Source organism: Hymenobacter setariae (genome assembly GCF_007713685.1).
Lineage (GTDB): Bacteria > Bacteroidota > Bacteroidia > Cytophagales > Hymenobacteraceae > Hymenobacter > Hymenobacter setariae.
Genome location: NZ_VMRJ01000002.1, coordinates 294,327 through 315,740, shown reverse-complemented (window position 1 = coordinate 315,740; position 21,414 = coordinate 294,327). Strand labels below are relative to the sequence as shown.

Annotated in this window: 20 protein-coding genes; 6 read left to right on the top strand and 14 right to left on the bottom strand. The window is 55.9% G+C overall.

All coding sequences use genetic code 11. From position 1 onward, the window contains the following. Positions 1 to 108 precede the first annotated feature (108 nt). Positions 109 to 504 (top strand): hypothetical protein, encoded by a 396-nt coding sequence (locus FNT36_RS07830; protein ID WP_144846157.1) that lies wholly within the window; start codon positions 109 to 111, stop codon positions 502 to 504. 23 nt (positions 505 to 527) lie between these two features. Here the strand turns inward: FNT36_RS07830 and FNT36_RS07825 are convergent, their stop codons facing one another. Beyond that, positions 528 to 2,540: an amidohydrolase family protein gene (locus FNT36_RS07825; RefSeq protein WP_144846155.1), complete on the bottom strand. Its 2,013-nt coding sequence runs from the start codon at positions 2,538 to 2,540 to the stop codon at positions 528 to 530. Positions 2,541 to 2,704: 164 nt separating this feature from the next. On the opposite strand from FNT36_RS07825, the gene FNT36_RS07820 reads away from it, so the two are divergent. Both FNT36_RS07820 and FNT36_RS07815 read left to right on the top strand, forming a co-directional pair. Then, positions 2,705 to 3,481 carry a suppressor of fused domain protein gene (locus FNT36_RS07820; RefSeq protein WP_144846153.1) on the top strand — a complete coding sequence of 259 codons (777 nt, stop codon included), beginning with the start codon at positions 2,705 to 2,707 and terminating at the stop codon, positions 3,479 to 3,481. Positions 3,482 to 3,536: 55 nt separating this feature from the next. Further along, the gene (locus FNT36_RS07815; RefSeq protein WP_144846151.1) at positions 3,537 to 4,106 is read left to right on the top strand and encodes an STM3941 family protein; all 570 of its coding nucleotides are present in this window, start codon (positions 3,537 to 3,539) and stop codon (positions 4,104 to 4,106) included. A 104-nt stretch (positions 4,107 to 4,210) separates the two neighbouring features. Here FNT36_RS07815 and lpdA read toward each other — a convergent pair whose 3' ends face one another. The 11 genes from lpdA to FNT36_RS07760 form a co-directional block, all read right to left on the bottom strand. Further along, positions 4,211 to 5,617: a dihydrolipoyl dehydrogenase gene (gene lpdA, locus FNT36_RS07810; protein WP_144846149.1), complete on the bottom strand. Its 1,407-nt coding sequence runs from the start codon at positions 5,615 to 5,617 to the stop codon at positions 4,211 to 4,213. Positions 5,618 to 5,754: 137 nt separating this feature from the next. Next, positions 5,755 to 6,264, bottom strand: coding sequence for a DUF4126 domain-containing protein (locus tag FNT36_RS07805; protein WP_144846147.1), 510 nt, complete (start codon positions 6,262 to 6,264; stop codon positions 5,755 to 5,757). Positions 6,265 to 6,400: 136 nt separating this feature from the next. Next, complete coding sequence (locus FNT36_RS07800; RefSeq protein WP_144846146.1) at positions 6,401 to 6,781, bottom strand: hypothetical protein; 381 nt, start codon at positions 6,779 to 6,781, stop codon at positions 6,401 to 6,403. 246 nt (positions 6,782 to 7,027) lie between these two features. Next, positions 7,028 to 7,714 carry a carboxypeptidase-like regulatory domain-containing protein gene (locus tag FNT36_RS07795; RefSeq protein ID WP_144846144.1) on the bottom strand — a complete coding sequence of 229 codons (687 nt, stop codon included), beginning with the start codon at positions 7,712 to 7,714 and terminating at the stop codon, positions 7,028 to 7,030. 73 nt (positions 7,715 to 7,787) lie between these two features. After that, complete coding sequence (locus tag FNT36_RS07790; protein WP_144846142.1) at positions 7,788 to 8,246, bottom strand: roadblock/LC7 domain-containing protein; 459 nt, start codon at positions 8,244 to 8,246, stop codon at positions 7,788 to 7,790. Between the two features lie 410 nt (positions 8,247 to 8,656). Beyond that, on the bottom strand, positions 8,657 to 9,364 hold the full coding sequence (locus tag FNT36_RS07785; RefSeq protein ID WP_233635766.1) for a Crp/Fnr family transcriptional regulator: 708 nt from the start codon (positions 9,362 to 9,364) through the stop codon (positions 8,657 to 8,659). Positions 9,365 to 9,555: 191 nt separating this feature from the next. Next, on the bottom strand, positions 9,556 to 11,205 hold the full coding sequence (gene odhB, locus FNT36_RS07780; protein WP_144846138.1) for a 2-oxoglutarate dehydrogenase complex dihydrolipoyllysine-residue succinyltransferase: 1,650 nt from the start codon (positions 11,203 to 11,205) through the stop codon (positions 9,556 to 9,558). A 127-nt stretch (positions 11,206 to 11,332) separates the two neighbouring features. Beyond that, the gene (locus FNT36_RS07775) at positions 11,333 to 14,257 is read right to left on the bottom strand and encodes a 2-oxoglutarate dehydrogenase E1 component (protein ID WP_144846136.1); all 2,925 of its coding nucleotides are present in this window, start codon (positions 14,255 to 14,257) and stop codon (positions 11,333 to 11,335) included. Positions 14,258 to 14,508: 251 nt separating this feature from the next. Beyond that, positions 14,509 to 15,702 carry an SMP-30/gluconolactonase/LRE family protein gene (locus tag FNT36_RS07770; protein ID WP_144846134.1) on the bottom strand — a complete coding sequence of 398 codons (1,194 nt, stop codon included), beginning with the start codon at positions 15,700 to 15,702 and terminating at the stop codon, positions 14,509 to 14,511. A 122-nt stretch (positions 15,703 to 15,824) separates the two neighbouring features. Then, complete coding sequence (locus FNT36_RS07765; RefSeq protein ID WP_233635765.1) at positions 15,825 to 16,892, bottom strand: hypothetical protein; 1,068 nt, start codon at positions 16,890 to 16,892, stop codon at positions 15,825 to 15,827. 64 nt (positions 16,893 to 16,956) lie between these two features. Continuing rightward, on the bottom strand, positions 16,957 to 17,358 hold the full coding sequence (locus tag FNT36_RS07760; protein ID WP_144846132.1) for a hypothetical protein: 402 nt from the start codon (positions 17,356 to 17,358) through the stop codon (positions 16,957 to 16,959). 147 nt (positions 17,359 to 17,505) lie between these two features. Here FNT36_RS07760 and FNT36_RS07755 point away from each other — a divergent pair, with 147 nt between their 5' ends. From FNT36_RS07755 to FNT36_RS07745, 3 genes are all read left to right on the top strand, one after another. Further along, entirely contained in the window at positions 17,506 to 17,913 is a 408-nt protein-coding gene (locus FNT36_RS07755; RefSeq protein WP_144846130.1) for a hypothetical protein, read from the top strand. Positions 17,914 to 18,077: 164 nt separating this feature from the next. Then, positions 18,078 to 18,716 carry an RNA polymerase sigma factor gene (locus FNT36_RS07750; protein WP_144846128.1) on the top strand — a complete coding sequence of 213 codons (639 nt, stop codon included), beginning with the start codon at positions 18,078 to 18,080 and terminating at the stop codon, positions 18,714 to 18,716. Between the two features lie 78 nt (positions 18,717 to 18,794). Continuing rightward, positions 18,795 to 19,886 carry an energy transducer TonB gene (locus FNT36_RS07745; RefSeq protein ID WP_144846126.1) on the top strand — a complete coding sequence of 364 codons (1,092 nt, stop codon included), beginning with the start codon at positions 18,795 to 18,797 and terminating at the stop codon, positions 19,884 to 19,886. A gap of 18 nt (positions 19,887 to 19,904) precedes the next feature. On the opposite strand, the gene FNT36_RS07740 is transcribed toward FNT36_RS07745, so the two are convergent. Both FNT36_RS07740 and FNT36_RS25420 read right to left on the bottom strand, forming a co-directional pair. After that, complete coding sequence (locus FNT36_RS07740) at positions 19,905 to 20,975, bottom strand: proline iminopeptidase-family hydrolase (protein ID WP_144846124.1); 1,071 nt, start codon at positions 20,973 to 20,975, stop codon at positions 19,905 to 19,907. A gap of 196 nt (positions 20,976 to 21,171) precedes the next feature. Further along, positions 21,172 to 21,348 carry a hypothetical protein gene (locus FNT36_RS25420; protein WP_233635764.1) on the bottom strand — a complete coding sequence of 59 codons (177 nt, stop codon included), beginning with the start codon at positions 21,346 to 21,348 and terminating at the stop codon, positions 21,172 to 21,174. Positions 21,349 to 21,414: the final 66 nt, after the last annotated feature.

Sequence of the window (21,414 nt, the reverse complement as noted above, 5' to 3'; positions counted from 1 at the left end):
GATTTGTCACTATTGATACTCACCGGCACCGGCGTTACTTTGACGAAGGACTACGCTTTCTAGGTTTGCTAACACCCATTATTAAAGTGTAAACTGCTCTCTACTTCTATGTTTAAGCTTTTTCACAAACCTTCCCTACCGGCTTTTCCGGCCCTAGCTGCCTACGCACACAAAGACCAATACTTCTGCCGCATTGCTACCTGGCACTGGTTTGATAAGCATCACATTGTGGTGAAGGACCCTAACGCGCCGCGGCTCATTACTATGGACCCTTGGCCCCAGCTAGTGTTTCTGGATGCAATGGGAAAGCTCACTGTAGCTGGCTATGTAGCGTACATGGCGCACCGCTACAGCGGCAAGACACCTGATAAGCTAGATGCTACTATCATCCACGAGCTAGAGCAGCTGCGACTTAGCAAGCTACTGGCCTTTGCCGATAAGCCAATCGCCATTCAGCCCGCGCACGACAAACCGTATCGTGGGAGTGGCTCCGCAAATGCTTAATCAGTAAGTTATTTAACAAAAACCTACCTAGGGCCGGCCAGTTCTGAATAGTCGGCTAGTCGTCGCATTTGAGCTGGCTCGTACACCTGCCCTTCTTTCACAACTAGCCGCACCTGCCGAATATCGCGGATATTGACTAGTGGGTTGCCGTCGATGATGACCAAGTCGGCCTGCTTACCGGCCTCGAGCGAGCCTACGCGCGCTGCTACTTGCATGGCGCGGGCGGCGTCGATGGTGGCGGTTTGCAAGGCTTGCATAGGCGTGAGGCCGCCTTGTACATAGAGCTCTAGTTCGCGGGCGAGACTAGTGCCCGGGAACCCCATATCGGTGCCCGCTACCACGGGAATGCCGTGGTCGTGCAGGGCTTTTACCAAGCGCGGGTAGCTGCTTACGTAAGGAGCCGACTTTGCCGCGTCGGCTGGCTCTTGGCCCATGTTCACAAATAGCGCCTGCAAGGGCTGCGGCAGCCGGAGGTAGCCTGGCTCGATGGCCATAATATCATCTTTGGTAGAGCGATAGGCTAGCTCAAACACCCCCACCGTGGGGTCGATAACGGTATGGTGAGCTTTCAAGAAAGCAAAAACCCGGTTGGCCGTGGTATCGCTAAGAATAACCGAGCCGTCAGGATTGCGCCGGAGCAGCCGCACCACATAGTTGATGTGGTTTACTTGGTCCATGCCCGCCACTACGCCTTGTGTGATGGTCATATCGTCGGGAATATGACCCGTGACAGTAAGCCCCAGTCGGTGCGCCTCCGCACACACGGCACGCACGATTTCCGGCTTTACCGAGCTGTAGAGCTTGATTTGGGCAAAGCCATTGGCTTTATAGCGTCGTACCAGTTGCACCGCTTCAGCCGGGGTGTTAGCTACTTCGATACCTAGGGTGCGCGGCCCAGTGCCATCAATAATCCCCGCTTTGAGGATACGCGGCCCCACACCTTGCCCCCTGTCGATGGCCCGCTGCACGGCATTAATATAGGCAAATTCGTTACCGCAGTCGCGTACCGTGGTCACGCCGGCTGCTAGGTAGGCCGGCCCCCATTCGGCCTGCTGAAAGTGCGCGTGCATGTCCCAGAGGCCGGGCAGTACCGTTTTGCCCTCGGCTTGAATCACACGGGCGCCTTTTGGAATAGGCACAGCGACCGCCGGACCCACTCTTAACACCTTGCCACCTTGCAGCAGCACCACGGCATTGGGAATGCTGCGGCCCCGCACCACATCTACCACTGTGCCACCAACCACGGCTAGTAGCAAAGCTGGGGCAGCTTTTTTAGCAACGGCCGATGACGTACTCATTTCAGCCCGAAACAGGCGCATGCCGTGCTGCGCCGCCCGCTCGGTGAGCGCAGGCAGCAACGCCTCGTAGGGCTGGGCTAACAGCTCTAACTTGTCGCCCTCGGCGTCGTTGGTGATGATGCAGATGAGGTTGTCCTGCTCATCGGTCCAAAGCAACTCATTGCCCCAGACCAGTCCTTTAAGTACGTAGCGCCGCAGCCGCAGCGGCCGGTTCTGGTAGCGCAGCGTATCCTGCCCATCTTCGCGGATGCGCACCGTGCCGCTGGGCAATGTAGCTAAGCTAGCAGGCCGCCCAAACTGCTGCCAATAGCGCAGCAGCAGCCACTGCCCGATGCCCGGCGAGTAGCCCGCCACAGGAAAGCTTAGCCCTGCTAGCGGTTCTGTGTGCACAGCTTCATCGACGCGGATGCGGGCCTGTCCAGCCGCGAGCTGCACCGTATCGTTGATGCTGCTGAAGCGCGAAGTCTGGCCTTTTACTGCTAGCCGCAGCGGCGCGCCAGTGGGCGTAACAGCAATTTGAGCCCGCAGCGCTACCGGCGCCCCCCTGTCCACAAACTTGAAATCGACGTCGTACGTGTGGGCCTGCGTGGTACGCGTGAGGTGGTAAGTTTCCTTGCCAATGCGCTGCGCAAACTTGTGCAGCAGGAACGTAGCGCTATCGGCCGGAGCTTGCGCCTGGGAAGCGAGCGGGAAGGCCAGCGCACTAGCAAGGAGTGAGTAGAGGTATTTGCGCAGCATAGAAGGCAAGTAAGCTTAGAGTGGTAGCAAATACTTCTCTCCAAAAAGCAAGAAGCATTCAAAGCTTTTGTCCCTTCTGAGTTTCTGCCGCAGAGAGGCACTACCAGTGAACAAGGGCCAAGGTAATCGGAATCCTAGCGCAAATTGAAGCCGTATAGCCGCTTATGTCTGATTCGCCCATCTCTTCTACTCCTCTCGGCCAAGACGAGCCAGAGCGGACGCCTTCGGGCGCGCCCATCTATCGCTACGAAAACATCGAGCCCGCCCCATTTGAGTTGGCCAACGGGGACGATGCGACCATCACGGCCATTGCCGACCACATCGAGCGCCACCTAGGGCCGGTAAGCGGTGTGTACCACGAAATCATATCAGACAAGGTGCACCTCGATGTGCATGTGGTGCCACCCAGCGCCGACTTCCCTTTCTATACCCTCGTCACCTCGGGCATGAGCGACCGACCTATGGCCGTGCCGCCCGAAGCCAACTCCGATGAGGCCCCGCCCTTTGCTGAACTGTGCATCTTACTCCCCAGTACCTGGAATATTCCCGCTGACCCGGCCGAAATAACCGAAGCCTTTGAGGATGAAAATGTATACTGGCCTATTCGCTGGCTGAAAATGCTGGCCCGCCTGCCGCACGAATACGGCACCTGGTTAGGATTTGGCCACACCATTCCCAACGGCGAAGACGCCGAGCCTTTCGCCGATAATACGGAGTTGGGCTGCATGCTACTGCTCACAGCGCTTAGCCTGCCCGAGGAATTTCAAACACTGGAAATCAGTCCTAACAAAACGGTTCAGTTTTATACCCTCTACCCCATTTACCGCGAGGAAATGGAGCTTAAGATGGAGCAAGGCGTTAATGCCCTCATCGACCACTTCGAGGACTACAATATTGGCGACGTGCTGGACCTGAACCGACCCAATGCAGCTCTAGCTTAATTACGCCATTTTATTTAACCACCTCAAGAGTTCTCCTTTACCCTAGGGCATCCGCATGGCACCTCCCACTACCATCACCATCGCGCTTAGCAAGCGTAAACTCACGTATATGCTGGCCGGGTCGCTACTGCTGACCGGCGCTGGTATTTGGTTTATCCTGCGGCCCGATGATTTACGCGACAACCCCTTCATCAAAGACCCGCAATGGCTGCAAGCATTTGGAGCCTTAGTGGTGGCTTTCTTTAGTATCCTAGGGTTCTTTCTGCTCAAGAAACTGCGTGACCCTGCTCCCGACCTGGTTGTCACGGCGGAGGGCTTTCAGGATAATTCAAGCGGCTTAGTCAATGGACCAGTCGATTGGGCCGATGTGACCGGTATCAAGGAGCTTGAGTTAATGGGCCAAAAGATGGTGATGGTTATGTTGCGCGACCCCGGCACGTACATCGACCAGCAGCCAAACTCCTTCAAGCGGCGGTTGATGAAGACAAACCTTGACTCGTACGGCTCACCTATCAATATATCAGCCAATGCGTTGGAGTGTTCTTACCCTGAGTTATTGACCTTATTTACAAGCCGACTACAAGCCTACCAAGCCAGCCCACCAACAGGCCAGCGGACGCGTTGAGGCCTTGAACACCTATTTGCTAACGTTCTCACCAACAACTAGAAATGGGCCTAGAGATAGCTGTCTCTAGGCCCATTTCTAGTTGTTGTCTTCCGAGACAATACTTACATATGAATCGCCCGGTTCTCGGTAGCAGCCAAGCAGGCTTCTTTCATGGCCTCGGCGTAGGTGGGGTGCGAGTGGCTCATGCGGGCCACGTCCTCGGCAGAAGCACGGAATTCCATAGCGGTCACGGCTTCGGCGATAAGGTCGGCAATGCGCGGGCCTATCATGTGCACACCTAGGATTTCGTCGGTGGTTTTATCGGCTAGCACCTTCACGAAGCCGTCGGTATCACCGCTGGCGCGAGCGCGGCCACTGGCTTTGAAGGGGAACGAACCCACTTTGTAGGCCTTGCCCTGCTCCTTAAGCTGCTCTTCGGTATAGCCCACGCCAGCCACTTCGGGCCACGTGTATACCACGCCGGGGATGAGCAGGTAGTTGATGTGCGGCTTCTGGCCCACGATAGTTTCGGCCACGAACACGCCTTCTTCCTCGGCCTTGTGGGCCAGCATGGCGCCGCGAATGACGTCGCCAATGGCATAGATACCGGGCACGTTGGTTTGTAGGTGCTCATCGACTTTGATGCGGCCGCGCTCTTCCATCTCTACACCGGCGGCTTCGAGGTTGAGGCCAGCGGTGTAAGGCACGCGGCCTACAGCCACTAGGCAGTAGTCGCCCTCAAACTTCACTTCCTCGCCCTTAGCGTTGGTCGCAGTGACGGTCACGTTGTCGCCGTCGCGGGTAGCGCCGGTCACTTTGTGCGAGAAGAAAAACTCGATGCCGATTTTACCCAGCACACGGCGCAATTCCTTACCTAGGCCACGGTCCATGGTCGGGATGATACTGTCCATGAACTCCACCACCGATACTTTGGCACCTAGGCGAGCGTACACCGACGCCATTTCGAGGCCAATCACACCACCGCCAATCACAATCATGTGCTTGGGCACTTCGCGGATGTTCAGCGCCTCGGTGCTAGTGATGATACGCTGCTTGTCCTGCTTGATAAACGGCAGCACCGTAGGCTTGGAGCCAGTAGCGATAATGACGTTTTTAGTCTCAATCTGCTGTGCCTCGCCACCCTGCGTGGGCGCGATGCTGATATGGTTTTTATCGACAAACGAACCGACGCCGGTGAGCACGTCGATTTTATTTTTCTTCATCAGGTAAGCGATGCCGTCCACATTGGCTTTCACCACGCCAGCCTTGCGGTCTATCATGCGGTTCATGTCCACCGTCAGGTTGTCGAGCCCGATACCGTGGTCAGCAAAAGCCGTGTGGGCATTGTGATAGTGCTCGCTCGAATCGAGCAGCGCCTTGCTCGGAATGCAGCCCACGTTGAGGCAAGTGCCACCTAGGGTCGGGTACTTTTCGATGAGGGCGGTTTTCAAGCCCAACTGAGCGCAGCGAATGGCGGCCACATAGCCGCCGGGGCCTGAGCCAATGACGGTGACGTCGTACTGATTCATAATCGTAAAAAACAGGTTCAACCCAGCCCGAGGCCAGCCCTACAAAGATACACGGGTGCGGCGGGCGAATACTCGCCAACCACACCCGTGTCTTCAACACCTTAGGTACTAAGAACGTGCTGTTCTGCCCTAGGCACCTATTTCTTCGCTAAGCCCTTGGCTAATGCCGAGCCACTAGCCAGCACCAAGGCATCTTCGCCGGCCCCAACCAGCCCTGTGGGCGTACCTGTCTTGTCGCTAATACCCTTGCGCAGGTAATAGGTAAGGTAAGTAGCTGCTACAGTACCTAGGGCACCAATGAGTGCGCCACTTACGGCACTGCCACCCTTGGCTTTATAGAGCGCCGCGCCCACCAGCGCCCCTGAGGCAGCTCGCGTCGAAAGCTGCTGCGGCACAATGCGATTGGGAGTATTCGGCAGCTTGTCGCCTACAAACTCGCCGGCGATAAGAAATTTCAGTGTTTTAGCTACGCCCGGCTTGGCCAAGAAGCGTAGTGGCGAGCTTGCAAAGCCCGGCGCTAGCGCTTGGCCGGCCAAGTACTGGCTAAGGAAAACTGGGCCGCTGGTTGCTCGCGAGCCCGTGATGGCTGCAAAACCTAGAGTAGGCCAAAACCTAGCGCTTCGAGAAGCAGAAGAAACAGATGCCATGAGGAAAATCGATTGAATTAAGATTTAACTGCAGTACGCAAAAGCCACGCTCACCGATAAAATATACCCCTAGTACACACAAAAGCCCACCCGAAACCGGGCGGGCTTTTGAACAAAAAAGCCGGGTCGCTACCGACTAGTTCATCGCTGATGCGTGTGAGCGCAACACTTCCCGGGCAATAGCCAGGTTCGTTTCGCGCGAGTTTACTACTAGGTAAATAAACTTATTACCCGCCGCGTTCAGCTTAATAAGGTGTAGCTGATTGGTCAGCGTGATAAGGATATCTTCAATATTCTCCTCCGTTAGCTTGAGGGCGCTCATAGCCTTCTGCTTCTGCTTTACTACCTCCGTGTTATAGGCAGCCGCCGTTTCAGGGTTGATAGTGGGCGAATTGGAGTGCGAAGCAAGGGCCATGCCCGATGTCACATCAACTATTGCAATGGCTACGAGGCCGGGCAAATCGGAAATGATAGCTTCGACCGTTTGGCCAGCCGGGTTGTTTTTAGAGTATGCCATTTGGGCTAGGGTAGTGTAAGGTATATAATCGTTGGAAACTGAATCAGTGGACGTTGAATCGACGGAAGGCGAATTAGCAACTAGTGATAGGAGCTCGTCTTCTTGCCTCTTTTTGGCAACGAGCTTGCGATAAGTCCTTGCTTTCACGCAGGCGTAATAAGGGGTAAGCGAGCAAAGGGTAAGCTAGTGCTTCGGATACTGCCTTCAGGTCCTTTGCACTAGCCTCACCTCTTCTTCGCAACTCAATTAAAAGAATAGGAAGTGCTTGCGCTTGCTTTGCTTAGGCTGTAGTACTACCGCAGTGGTGGCGGTGGCATTAGCAGCTTTTACTTCTTGCTCGGTATAGCCACCGTAGCCGTACTGAAGCGTAGCCTGGCTACCAGCTGCCACACGCAGGCTGTAGTTGCCGTTTGCGTCGGTGCTAGTGCCATAGGCAGTGCCTTTTTGGAGCACGGTAGCACCGGCCAGCGGCAAGCCTTTTTCGTTTAGAATGCGGCCGTGTAGCACTACAGTGCGGGCCAACGCAGCTTCCGGAGCAATGGCAGCTTCGGAGGCGGCCGATAGGCTAGCGGCCGAGGCCGATAGGTTAGTGGTAGGCAGCTTGCTGGCGGGCAGGTTAGCGGCCATAGAAGCTCCGGCGACTAGAGCACCCATCATTACAAAGCTCATGGCCCGGCGACGGAAGCGCTGGGGTTGCTCACGCATGAATTGCAGCTGGCGCCCAACCCAGCTAGGGGCAGCAGCTTGGTTTTCGTCGGCTTGCAGGTGGTGCCAGCGCGTCACTACCGAGTAAGCCTCGTTGGCATCGCGGCGCAGGTAGTCTTCTACAGCTTGTGCCGACGACCGGGCAAGGTCACCGCGCAGGTACGCATCCCGGTAAACAGGTAGCAATTCGCCGGTTTGAGCATCGAAAGGAGTAGCAGTTAGTTTCATGGGTAAGAAGGGTGTAAAGGGTGAGAAGGGAACTGATTAATTGGACGTTGATAAATGGGAAACGATTGTGTAGTTAAATAAGCGTTTTGGTGGTCAGGTCAGAAGCCTGCCGCATGATTTCGCGGGCTAGGGCTAGGTTGGTATCCGTTTCTGCTATTGCTAGGCAGAGTAGATACTGCCGGGTTGGTGTTAGGTGAAGCAAGTGCAGCTGCGATGGCAACGTGATTAATATTTCTTCTAGCTGCTCGAGTTCTGAGTCCTGAGCAACTTGGCTAGCCTGTAGCTGTTGCACTGCTGCTATCCAAAAGGGGGCTGCGGTGCTAGGCCATAGCTGAGGCTGGGTAGCATAGCTTGCCAGCACCTGTCCTGAATCCACTGCTACTACAGCCGCCATCAGTAATTCTGGTAGTTCGGCTAGCAGGTATTGTAATGCTGCTTCAGCGCCAGTAGCTGTTGCTTCGGAAGTAGCTACTACCTTGAATAAAGGACGACGTCCTAAACCTGGCAGGTTGCGAAGAAAAGGAAGATTCATAGCATCCGGGCTAATCTACTGCCGGCCTGTTCAATATTCTGTTTAATTAGGTGGAGTTGATGACAATTTAAATTTTATAAATATCTAATATTGGCATAATACAAAATAGCTAATTTTATAACTGTCTGTTTATCAAATATAATTTAACTACATATAGTTTAGTGACTCTTTCCTTTTGACTATGACAAAGCTCGGAGCAGGTCTGGTTTTGAAAAATGACTAATATCACTTTCAGTGATGATTGTAATCAAAATATGCAATTTTTAGCTTTTGAGGTAATTATAATTAAAATAATAACATCCTCGTTTAGCTTTTATGCAATTGGCTGCAGATATAAGCCAATAAGCCAGATTACTAGCCTGTAAATAACTTAGCTCGCCTGTCTAGCTAGAATCTGTGACCTAGGATTTTTAATCGTACATGGTAGCGAGCTCTTGCAGCCGCATTGGCTTCAAAATCGTAATTTGACTACCACGCGTAGCAATCATTCCCGCATCCTTGAATTCGGAAAGCAGTCGGCTAACTGTTTCCTTAGCAGTACCTACGAGGGCCGCTAAATCTTCGCGGCCTAGTGCAATACGGAAGGGCAGTGCATCATCATCTCGCTGAAAGGTTTGCTGCACGAGTAACAAAGCTCCTGCTAAGCGTTCGCGTACTGGCTTATAAGCGAGGTGCATCATCCGCTCTTCCGCCAGCCCAAGCGTCTGTGCTAGAAGTTGCATCAAACTCATCGAAAACTGCTGGTTTGCTTGCACTAGACGCAAGAAGTCTGGGCGTGGCATAAAGCATACCACACAGTCTTCGAGCGCTACCGCTGAATGCGTGTATCGTGAGCCAGCTAGTAGAGCGCGGTAGCCCATTACCCCACCTTCCCGGAGCAGGTGCACAATCTGCTCTTTATTGTCTCCTGCTGCCTTCGACAACTTTATTTTTCCTTGGCTGATGCAGAATAGGCCCATGGCGTGGTTGCCCTCCTGGTAGATGTATTGCCCCTTTTGATAGTAATGAGTTGTCTTGTTACTGCTAGTAAATTCCAATTCTTCTGGTGAGCAGCAACTCATCAATGGGTTTTTGCGGTGAGGGCACGTCTGGCACTCAGGTTTGGTAAAGCGTTGCATGTGATAATAGTAAGTATATAGCGGACATACCAAAATTAGCATTATAAATAAAAAAACACAAAAACAAATATATTTACCTCGTGAATATAAATAAGTTTTCCTTACTGATTATCAGTATTTAGCAATAGTTGCAAAAGAAAAGGCCCACTCTTAAAAAAAGAGTAGGCCTTTTTAAAGTTATATTAATTCTATTAAACGCCTAACAACAAACGCGTAGGGTCTTCTAGCAATTCTTTGACACGAACCAAGAATGACACCGACTCGCGGCCATCGATAATGCGGTGGTCGTAGCTCAACGCTAGGTACATCATGGGGCGGATAACCACTTGTCCATTTTCGGCTACTGGGCGCTGGATAATATTATGCATACCTAGGATGGCCGACTGCGGCGCATTGATAATAGGCGTGCTCATCATCGAGCCAAAGATGCCACCATTGGTGATGGTGAACGTACCACCCGTCATCTGTTCGATGGTGAGCTTATTGTCGCGGGCTAGGCCAGCTAGGCGCACTACTTCCTTTTCCACGCCATCGAAGCTCAGCTTCTCAGCATTGCGAATCACGGGCACAACCAAGCCTTTCGGGGCCGATACAGCGATGCTGATGTCGCAGAAGTCAGAGTACACGATGCTGTCGCCGTCGATATAAGCATTCACGGCGGGCCACTCTTTCAAGGCTACGCACACGGCCTTAGTGAAGAATGACATGAAGCCTAGGCCCACGCCATTTTTCTCCTTGAACTTGTCTTTAAACTTGTTGCGCAGGTCCATGATGGGCTGCATGTTCACCTCATTGAAAGTAGTGAGCATGGCCGTCTCGTTTTTTACCGATACGAGGCGACGGGCTACCGTCTTGCGCAGATTGCTCATGCGCTCGCGGCGCTGACCGCGCTCGCCAGCTGGGGCAGCCTGCGCAGCAGGCGCCGAAGCAACAGGAGCAGCTGCTGGTGCCGGAGCAGCTGCCGGCTTGGCTTGAGCATTCTGAGCATCCTCCTTAGTGATGCGGCCATCACGACCGGTGCCGTTTACGTCGGCGGCGTTGATGCCTTTCTCACCTAGGATTTTGCCAGCGGCCGGCGAAGGCACGCCAGTAGCGTAGGTGGCCGCGCCGCTAGTAGCAGCCTGAGCTGGGGCAGCAGGGGCCGACGCAGCAGCGGCAGGTGCGCTGGCGGCCGGAGCCGCAGCTGCTCCGCTACCACCTTCAATGTGCGCAATGGTAGCGCCGATGCTAATAGTGTCGCCTTCTTTCACGGCGTGGCGCAGGGTACCACTACCCTCAGCAGGCAGCTCAAACGTGGCTTTGTCCGATTCTAACTCGGCAATCACCTCGTCGCGGCTTACTTGCGCGCCGTCGGGCTTCAGCCATTTGGCCACCGTCACTTCGGTGATAGACTCACCTACGGCAGGAATTTTCATTTCAACCGAGCTGCTGCTAGCTGCTGGGGCAGCGGCAGGTGCACCAGGCGTAGCAGGGTCAGCTGCGGGGCGGTCGGCGGGCTGGCCACCATAGCCGGCTTGGTCGCTAGCTTGGGGGTTTTGCTCACCTTGGGCTAGGGCGTCGCCGCCAGCAGCGGGTGCCGCAGCTTGGCCATTGCTAGCCGGTGCGCCAGCACCATCTAGCTCGGCGATAACCGTACCAATGCCAATCGTTTCGCCTTCGGCCACACGGATTTTGAGGGTACCATCAGCCTCAGCGGGCAACTCAAATGTGGCTTTGTCCGATTCGAGCTCGGCAATTACTTCGTCGCGCTTCACGGCTTCGCCATCAGCTTTGAGCCATTTGGCAATGGTTACTTCGGTGATGGATTCGCCAACGGCGGGAATTTTAATTTCGGTGGGCATCTGAGAATGGCAAAGAATAGAATGGGCAGGGAAACGGCACTACGCAATAGATGGCCGACTGCTAAAAATTGACAGAAAAGATAGACTGCGAGTAATTATCGCAGCGCTAGCAGCTCAAATTGAAAGACTAGTCGAGTGTCTTGGCGACTTCGTTGGTTTCCTTGATTTGCTCGTCGGCCACATTTTCGCGGCGCTCACCGAAGGCGCGGGCTACAATTTCCTTCTGCTCTTTTACGTGCACTTTGTTGTAGCCAGTAGCGGGCGAAGCCGAGGGCTTGCGGGCTACTACATCTTCGAGTTCGCGGCGCATGAAGCGCAACAGATAGTTCCAGTAGCCCATGTTCTCAGGCTCTTCCTGTACCCAGTAGATTTTGGCGTTGGGGTACTTGGCTAGCTCCACGTCGAGCTGCTTTTTGGGGAAGGGGTGCAGCTGTTCCAAGCGCACGATGGCCACATCCTTGCGGTCAGATTTCTGCTGCTCATCAAGCAGGTCGTAGTACACCTTGCCTGAGCACAGCAGCACCTTCTCTACTTGGCCAGCATCGGCAAACCCATCACCTAGAACCTCCTGGAAGCGTCCGCTAGTGAAGTCCTCCACCGGCGATACGCACAGCGGGTTGCGCAGCATCGACTTGGGCGACATCACCACTAGTGGCTTGCGGAAGCTCCAAGTGAGCTGGCGGCGCAATGCGTGGAAGAAGTTGGCCGGTGTCGTGATGTTGGCCACGATGATGTTATTCTCAGCAGCGAGCTGCAAAAAGCGCTCGGGGCGAGCATTGGAGTGCTCAGGGCCCTGGCCTTCGTAGCCGTGGGGCAACTGCATCACGAGGCCCGTCATGCGCTGCCATTTGCTTTCGGAGCTCACCACGAACTGGTCAATCATCGTCTGAGCACCATTGGCGAAGTCGCCAAACTGTGCTTCCCAGATTACTAGCGCCGTGGGGTTAGCCATGGCATAGCCAAATTCGAAGCCTAGGACAGCGTACTCGCTCAGCAGAGAATTGAAAATATTCAACGGCTGGTGCTCGCCTTCTAAGTGGTTAAGCGAGTTGTACGGGGCCGACGTTTCGGCATCGTGCAGCACCGCGTGGCGGTGCGAGAACGTGCCGCGTTGTACGTCCTGGCCGCTTACGCGCACTGTGTGGTTTTCGCTCATCAACGAGCCATAGGCGAGTAGTTCGCCGGCAGCCCAGTTGAGGGTACGGGTTTCGTAGAACATCTTGCGGCGCTCTTTCAGCAGGTTATCAATCTGCTTAATAGGCCGGAAATTCTCGGGGATGGTTGTCAGGGCCTTGGCCACGCGCTCCACTACTTCCTCACTAATGCCGGTTTCCGGCGACTGGTCGAAGTCTTCGTTGGTGCTGCGGCGCAGGGTGCGCCACTCGTTTTCCAGGGCCTGGTACTTGTAGGGCAGCGGCTGCTGCTTCACCTGGTCGAGGCGGGCTTGCAGCATGTCGCGGAACTCCTTGTCCATCTGGTTGGCTAGCTCGGCATCTACGTCGCCGCGCTTCACCAGCGTGTTGTTGTACACCTCGCGCGGGTTGGGGTGCTTCGAGATAACGTTATAGAGCGTCGGCTGCGTGAACTTGGGTTCGTCTGACTCGTTGTGGCCGTGGCGGCGGTAGCACACCATATCAATGAAGATATCGGCGTGGAACTGCTGGCGGTACTCGGTAGCCAGGCGCACGGCAAACACCACCGCTTCAGGGTCGTCGCCATTCACGTGAATTACCGGCGCGTCGATAATCTTAGCTAGGTCGGTGCTATAGATAGACGAGCGAGCGTCTTCAAAATCAGTAGTAAAACCTACCTGGTTGTTAATCACGAAGTGAATCGTGCCGCCCGTCTTGTAGCCTTCAAGCTGCGACATTTGCGTCACTTCGTAGCCAATACCCTGGCCGGCCAGCGCCGCATCACCGTGGATAAGAATAGGCAGAATCTGATGGTAATCGCCGCCGTATTGGTGCTCGATTTTAGCTCGCACGAAGCCCTCCACTACTGGGTTCACCGCCTCTAGGTGCGAGGGGTTGGGGGCCAGCTTCAGGTTGACTTTGTTGCCGCTCGTAGTATCAACCTCCGACGAGTAGCCCATGTGGTACTTCACGTCGCCGTCGCCCATGGTGAGGTCGGGTGTGGCAGTTCCTTCAAACTCGCTGAAAATCTGCTCATAGGTCTTGCCCATGATGTTGGCCAGCACGTTGAGGCGGCCGCGGTGGGCCATGCCTATCATCACTTCCTTCACGCCTAGCTCGGCGCCACGGTTGATAATGGCATCTAGGGCCGGAATGGCAGTTTCGCCACCTTCCAGCGAAAAGCGCTTCTGGCCTAGAAACTTAGTGTGCAGAAAGTTTTCGAAAACTACTGCCTCGTTCAGCTTCTTTAAAATGCGCTTCTTGTACTCTACATCGGGATTGAAAGCCAGCGCGCCGTGCTCAGCTTTCTGCTGAAACCAGTCCAGAATCTGAGGGTCACGGATGTAAGTAAACTCGAAACCTACTGTGCCAGCGTAGATGCTTGTAAGCGCCGCTACGATTTCGCGAAGCGTGGCGCTTTGGCCTAGACCTAGCGACTCGCCCTGGCGAAACTTAGTATCTAGGTCGCTATCGCTCAAGCCAAAGTCGGCAAGGCTCAGACGCTCTTTACGGTCTTTGCGCTCGCGCACCGGGTTGGTTTTAGCGCGCAAGTGGCCGCGGCTACGGTAGGCGTGGATGAGGTTGCGCACGGCCGTTTCCTTGTCACTAGCCACTTCGCCTTTAGCTAGGGGGCCAGCATCGTTGGTCGAGGCGGCGGTGTTGAGCACACCATAACCATCGGGCTGCGGCACAGGGCCAGGGGCAGTACCGGGCTTAGTGGCAGGGGCATTGTTACCGTTTTTAGCGCCTTCGGCACTTGGTACTACAGGTGCCCCTTCAGGGAATTGCTGCGAGAAATCGTAGCCTTCAAAAAACTTACGCCAGCCAAAATCGACCGATTCGGGGTTTTGCTGATACGCCTCGTACAGCGTTTCGATGGCCGCCACATCAGCATTGGCGATATAGGAGTAAGTATCCATATGGAGTGGGAATTGAAAAGGCTACGACAAGCAGTGCAAAAGTAAACTATCTGAGAATAACCTAAAAACCTATATGCGGTTACGCAAATAAGGCCTGTGGTCAACTCGTTAGCTTCAGTGACTGCTGATTTATAATCTTAAAAGTTTACCAAGCTAACGTAAAAAACTGGATTTTCCCGTAGCTTTTCCTGCTAAAAAGCCCACTGCGTGGCACCTAAGTGGCAACAGTGGGCTTTTTGCAAAGCTGCCGTTTACTTGGTAGCAGCCATTTTATAAATGCGGAATGGCTCGTGTGCTGGTGCTACTCCTTTGTTCCAATTTGGCGTAAGGTCAAGCTCTGACACAGTGAAATAGAGGCTCTTGCCATCAGGGTCCCATGCAAATGTATCGGGCCACTGTAGGCGCTCTTCTTGCACTAGCGTCTCGGTCTTACCATCGGGCGTGCGGCGTAGAATGGCACCCGTTTCAAAAGCTGTGAGGTAGAGATTGCCTTTGCTGTCTATTTCCATGCCATCGCATGCAGGTGCATCAGGCAGTTTTTCTGGGGCAGCGTTTACTTGAGCAGCACTGAGCGCTGGGTTACGCAATATGTCAGTCTTAATGCGATAAAGCTCGTGGCCGGACAAAGCGCGATAGTAGAGGTATTGATTGTCAGTGCTCAAGGCAATGCCATCAGCTTTAAAAGAACCTGGCTTGCCCATAGGGTCGATGAGAGCATGGCCCTGCGCCTTGGTCACAAAGCCGGGAGTGGGCAGTGTCGAGGGTTGCTGCTTGAGTAGGGCACGTGAAGTGCCAGTTTTTAGGTCGACAACTACCAGCGAGCCGGTGCCCGACTCAGTCATATATGCGTAATTGTTTTGCAGGTCAATACGCACGTCGTTGAGGTACGACTTGCGTGGGGCTACGCTTTCGGGGATGGCAATGGTGCGAACCACCGTACTAGTAGCTGGGTCAGTTTCAACGAGCTTAGGGCCGCCGGGCACAGTATACTTGAGGCCAGGCGAGGCGGGGTCTACTATCCAGAGGTGGCCTTTGGTATCGACGTAGCCGGCCTGCGGGCAAATCCAATGCTTTTGGGGCTCGTTATGTAGTGAGTCGTTCCACATGCACCATTTAGCATCCGGATAGGGCGCTAGAGTGTTTTTGCCCGTTACCAGCGCTACCGGATTGGTAGGGTTGTAATCCCAGCGAGGCGAGAAAGCGAATATTTTGCCGCCCGGCGCTACGGCCACACCAGTAATTTGGGGGGCGTTGATTTCGGCCACGATGGTGAGCGGCGAGTTGGCGGGCGCGGGGGCTGGCACGTGGGCAGCGGTCGAGTCGGCGGGCATGGTGCCACGGGCCTGGTTATCGGCAGCATTATTGCCGTTGCAGGCACCTAGGAGCAGGCCAGCGGCCACGGCAGCAGCGGGTGTAGCCGCCGCTTTGGCGAAGAAAGAAGACATAGAAGTAGGTGAGGAGGAAAAGGAAAGCCCCAGCCAAGGGTGGGCTGGGGCTTTGCATACGGGCGGCGCGGGGCGTCCGTTCGGTTAAGGTTAGTGCAGCAGATAATTTAGCTTACGCTAGCTCATCCATAGGCTAACACCGCTAGCTGCTCGGCGGCATCCTCGGCCGACTGTGGCTGGCTAGTAGCATCGTAGAGCAAGCTCAAGGGCTGGAACGGATTGCGTAGAATAACTTCCTCGGTGAGGCCCCAACGTACCCAAAGCCCGGTAAGGACGTGGCCGTAAGACAAGTTTTCCCAAGGATTGAAGATGGTCGCTGTCACGTCATCCACCAGCGCATCGAGCACTAGCTCGGTACCGGGCGGGTCGAGTGGGCCGGGCCGGCGTGGGTAGATGTCGGGGATAGCTGACAGTAGGTAGGCCCCATAATAAACGCGGGCCTTGAACTCGGCCACCTGCGCGGGGTGTAGCGGACGTTGGGCATCGGCATACACCTGGCGCATGGCCTGACCGATAAAGCCAATGTCGATGAGCGAAGCCACTACCACGGCATTACCCAGCTTAATACTGAATACTAAGGTGTTGAGGTCATCATCGTATTCAAAGACTGGCGCCTCATAGTGGTCATCTACCTCAAGCACAAACACCGAACCGGGCACAAAGTCGGCATAGTCGGTGGGCACGCGCAGGCCTTGCAGCAGCTGGTAAAACGGCCGAAACTTGCGCAGCAGTTGCACATTTTCGGCCAGCGGGTACTGCGGCTTAATGAGCGGCTGCTGCTGCTGCACCAGCTCGGCGGCGAAGATGCCGTAGAACATTTTGCCTGCCCATTGCCATAAGCGGGCGGGTGGCATAGCGCGCAAGGCCGCAGGACCACCTAGGGCTGCCTGCTGCACCTCATCTTCGAGGGCTTGCAGGCGCGAGCGCAAGGCAGGCGCAAGCGGCAGGCGTAGGGTAGCGTAGGTAGTCTGGCTCTGGTCGAGTAGGTAGATGGGGCGCTCGGCTAGAGCGTAGGCAGACTGCACCCACTCGGCAAAAACCGGAATGGTGTCATTGGGGCCAACGGGCTGGCCGGTGAGAAAGCAGCGACCTAGGCCGAACTGCATGCCCTCGAAAGGGTCGTAGAGGGTAATCATGGGCGACGCGAATTGCAGCGCAAAGGTCGGGGCAAAAAAATAGCGCGGACTCATAGGAGTCCGCGCTAGGGTGCTGGGCTAAGCCTAACTGGCAGGTTTTGAGTACTAGGCGAGTCGGTTAGCGCGAAAGCAGGTTGCTGGCTTTAATGAGCAAGCGGCTCAGCTTGTGCAGCGAATCGGAGTAGCCATTGGCTGCCTCCTCGCTCACTTTCTGGGTTTCGGCCCCTAGGCTGGCTAGGATTTCGGCTATTTCGTGCGCTTGGGTATCAGAGGCGCTAAGGCGCTCGCGTAGCAGCTTTACTTCCTGGCACACCTTGGCTAGGCCGGGGCGGTCGCTGGCATCGAGAACCATCTCCCAACGCTCTAGCTCGTGCAGGCCGCTAGCCCCATCGGCATTGGGCAGGCCCTCGCCAAGCAGGCCTAGGGTATCGGTGAGCAAGGCCGTGCTTTGCTCATCGCTGATGTGCAGCGGCTCGGTACGGGCGGGGGTGGTGTGCGGGGTGGAGGCAGTAGAATCCATAGGATGAAGGAAAGGCAAATCGAAGTGCAACTCGTCTATACTTATGCCGGACAAAAAAGTTGGTAAGTGGAAATGCGGGAAGGTTACCTTTTGCATGGAGCGTTCATTAAGCTGCACAATTTCATCTTTTTCCCAACCCCTATTCCCATGACCACTTCTTTCAAGACCCTACTCGCCGCCGCCACCCTCAGCCTGAGCCTCGGCGCCTGCTCGACCGAAACCGACACCACTAAAAACGCTGACGGTAGCACCACCACGACCACCGAAGTAACTACCCCCAGCAGCGAGCAAGTAGGCGACAAAATGGAAGCTGCCGGCGACAAAGCCGAAGCTAAAATGGAAGCCGCTGGCGACAAAATGGAAGCCGCTGCTGACAAAGCTGGCGATAAAATGGACGCCGCTGCCGACAAGGCCAAAGCCAATGCCCAAGAAGCTGGCGCCAAGATGGACGCTAAAATGGACGCCGCTGGCAACAAAATGGACGCCATGGGCGACGCTGCTGCTAAGTCGGCCCGCGAAACCAAAGAGAACATGAAAGCTGCCGCCAAGCAGTAGTTATAGGCTACTGACCAAGTATTTGGCAGTAGTATAAGAAGGGGCACCAGGCCAATTGCTGGCTGGTGCCCTTTTTTTGTGGCCGATAGTGTGCATTTTGAGGCAAAGCAGCATCCTGCCAGTGGCAGGGCGCGGGTGTTTGCGCCCACTCGTACCTTGCCGCCGTGTTGTTTCGTCGCCGCACTACCGTCGTTCCGTCCGTCGCCCTCTCCGACCAGGAGGTGCTGGCTCGCTATCGCCAAGGCGGCGACGTGGCCGACCTAGGGCTGCTCTACGAGCGGCACCTGCCCGAGGTGTTTGCGGTGTGCCGCCGCTACCTGGCCCCGCCCGACGAAGACGCCCAGGACGCGACCATGCAGCTATTCGAGCACTTGGTAGTGAAGCTGCGCACCCATGTGCCCGATAACTTTGGGGCCTGGCTCTACACCACCGCCCGCAACCACTGCCTCATGGAGCTGCGCGCCCGGCAGCGCGGCACGGCTAGCGGTGGCCCCCTCCTACTACTGCCCGACGCCGCCGATGTGGAAACGGCCGCCGCCCGGCATCTGCCCAATGCCGCCGAGGAGGCCGAAGAAACAGCTCAGCACGAGGCCGACTTGCAAGCATTGGAGCTAGCCTTAGGTCAACTTCCACCCGACCAGCGCCGCTGCCTAGAGCTGTTTTATTTAGAAGAAAAATCGTATCAAGAAATCGTGGCCACTACCGGGCTGGCGCTGAACCTAGTAAAAAGCCACCTTCAGAACGGCCGCCGCATGCTCAAGCGCTGCCTACAGAAGGAATTGAGAATGAACAGCGAGGAGTAATCATATTTGAAATAATTTCTCTTTGACTGAAGCTTAGTCATCTCATAATCTTTAACTCCTACCTCTTACCTCAAAAGAATGCTGCCCACCAATCCGCTATTGAACGCCACTACCCCGGCCGGCCCGCACCTGCCCATGGGCTTGTTGCGCCAGTATGCGGCGGGCACACTGGCCTCAGCTAGCCAGCACCGCGTAGAGGCCCACACGCTGGCCTGCCCGCGCTGCGCCGATATCTTGGCTGGCTTGCAGCAAACCTCGCCTGCTACTACCGACCAAGCACTAACCCAGCTTCAGCAGCGCCTGCGCCAGCGGGTGCAGCAGCAAGTCGCTCCCGCTCGCTACGACCGCGAAGAGCGCCGCAACCGCTGGCTGCTACCGCAGCTGGCCGCTGCCGCTGCCCTGCTACTAGGACTGGTGGCTGGGGGCTGGTGGGCCTGGCAGCAGCGCCATGCCGCACACACTACTCCGGCAGTGGCCGTGGCCCCCATAATAGCACCAGCACCACCGGTTGCTCCTACCCCAGTGGCCTCGCCCGAAAATGAAGTGGCCAGCGCGCCACCCCTTGCGGCACGCAAGCCGGCGTATGCTAGTGCCCCAGCCCGGCACCGGCGCGCTCAGGTTGCGAGCAGTAGCGCACGCCGTTCGCACCACCAGCCCGCGCAGCCAGCTACTCCGGCCACGCCACCCGCTCCACCGCTAGCCACAGGCAGCGCCGAACCCGCGAATGCACTACCTGCCGCGCCGCCCCTTGCTAGCAGCGCGCCTGCTGCTGCGGCCGATACAAACCAGCCGCGTTTTACTATAAAGGCTGCCGACACCCAGCTCATGCGCCCCACGGAAAGCGCACCTAGCCGGCAAGCCTTGATGCCAGCTGCTCCGCCCATTGCGCCGGCCCCCGCCGGTGGCTACTCGGCTCTGCGGGAGAAGCTACGCCGTGCTGCTGCCGAATTTCAGCCTGAAGCTGGCGAGCGCCCGTTGTCAGGTAGCGTACAGCTGCGGCTCACCATCGGGGCCGACGGCAAGATTCAACAAATCAAAGTATTGCACGGCCTGCGCGCCGACTACGACGAAGAAGCTCAGCGCCTCGTGTGCGAGGGCCCTAGCTGGATACCCGGCATTAGTGGCGGCCGCCGCGCCGCCCAGGTGGTAGATGTGACAGTGCCGTTTTAGGCGGCCAGCCTAGGTGGCTCACAGCTGCGTGCCGGGCTTGATGGAGCCGTCTTCTACCAACTTCAGGAATTTTACTAGGCCCGTCATATAAGTTTGCTGGTCGTCGTACATGCTCATGTGGCTGCCCTGGGGGCAGATGAGCGAGTTGCCTAATTTTACTTGGGTTGCAATCCATTGCATGTGTGCCGGGTCCATGGTGTCGTACTTGCCGCCGATGCTGAGCACTGGAATAGTGAGCTTAGGCAGGTCTTTGGTGCGGTCCCAGGTGGTGAGCTTGCCCGAAATACCAAACTCGCTAGGCCCTTGCATCGTCACGTAGAGCGACTGGTTGATTTTGCTCATGGCCCGTGTCACCGGCTCGGGGTTGGGCACGATGCGGCACAGGTGCTGTGCATAAAAATTGGGCTCTAGCAGCCCCATGTAGCGCGGGTTATCAAAGTCTTTGCGGGCCTCAATTTGCCGAATTTCGGCTAACACTTCGGGCTTCAGCTGCTTGGCCAGCACTTCATCGGCGTAGCGGCCGTAGGCGGGGCAGCTCATCATCATGTTGGAGATGATAAGCCCCTTCATGTTTTGCTGGTATTTCAGCGCATACTCAGCGGCCAGAATACCGCCCCACGAGTGACCTAGGAGGTAAAAATTGTCCTTATTTAGGTTAAGGGCCTTGCGTACCTGCTCTACCTCCTCTACGTAGCGCGGCAAGCTCCACATGGCTGTGTCACGGGGGTTATCAGAATTGCCGCACCCTAGCTGGTCGTAGTAGATAAACTCGACGCCTTCCTGGGGCAAGAAGCTCTCCATGCATTCGAAGTACTCGTGCGTGGCGCCCGGCCCGCCATTAAGGAGCAGAATTTTGGTTTTCGGGTTATTGCCGAAGCGCTTGGTCCAGACCTTAAAGGTGCCCTTGGGCGTCGTTATCGGGATAACCTGCACGCCGCCTGTTTTCACGCCTGCTTCGGGCGCGGGGAAATAGGTGGTAAGGCTAGCAGTAGCTGGGGCGCCGACGGTGGTGGGGGCGCTGGGCTGGCAGCCGGCCAACACGGTAGCCAGCAGCAGGCTGGTAGCGCGAACTAGGGTAGAAAAGGTCATAAAGCTGGGCTAAGCGATGCACGTATTCATACTGGCCTACCAAGCTAACTAGAATTTCAATAGCACCTCAAAAACCGGTTGTCATGCTGAGCTTGCGAAGCATCTTATCACGTTCGGGTTACTGACTTTAACATGATAAGATGCTTCGCAAGCTCAGCATGACAACCGGTTTTTGACGGCCATACTCAGCCCTAGGCTAGCCGCTGTAGCCGCCGCCGCTTTCGGGCTCGGTGGCGCTGCCGCCGGCTTTGTCGGGAGTGGGCAGGTCAGACTCGGTTTTGATTTCGACGTCGCTGTAATCTGGTACGCCATCGCCTTGCACGGGTACAGGCGGCTGGGTATGCGGGTCGGGGGTGGGCGTGGGCTGGTTCATAACTAGTGGGGGGTGAATTAGTGACCTAGTGCGGGTTCTTACGCAGCTGGGGTTGGAATGGCTGCC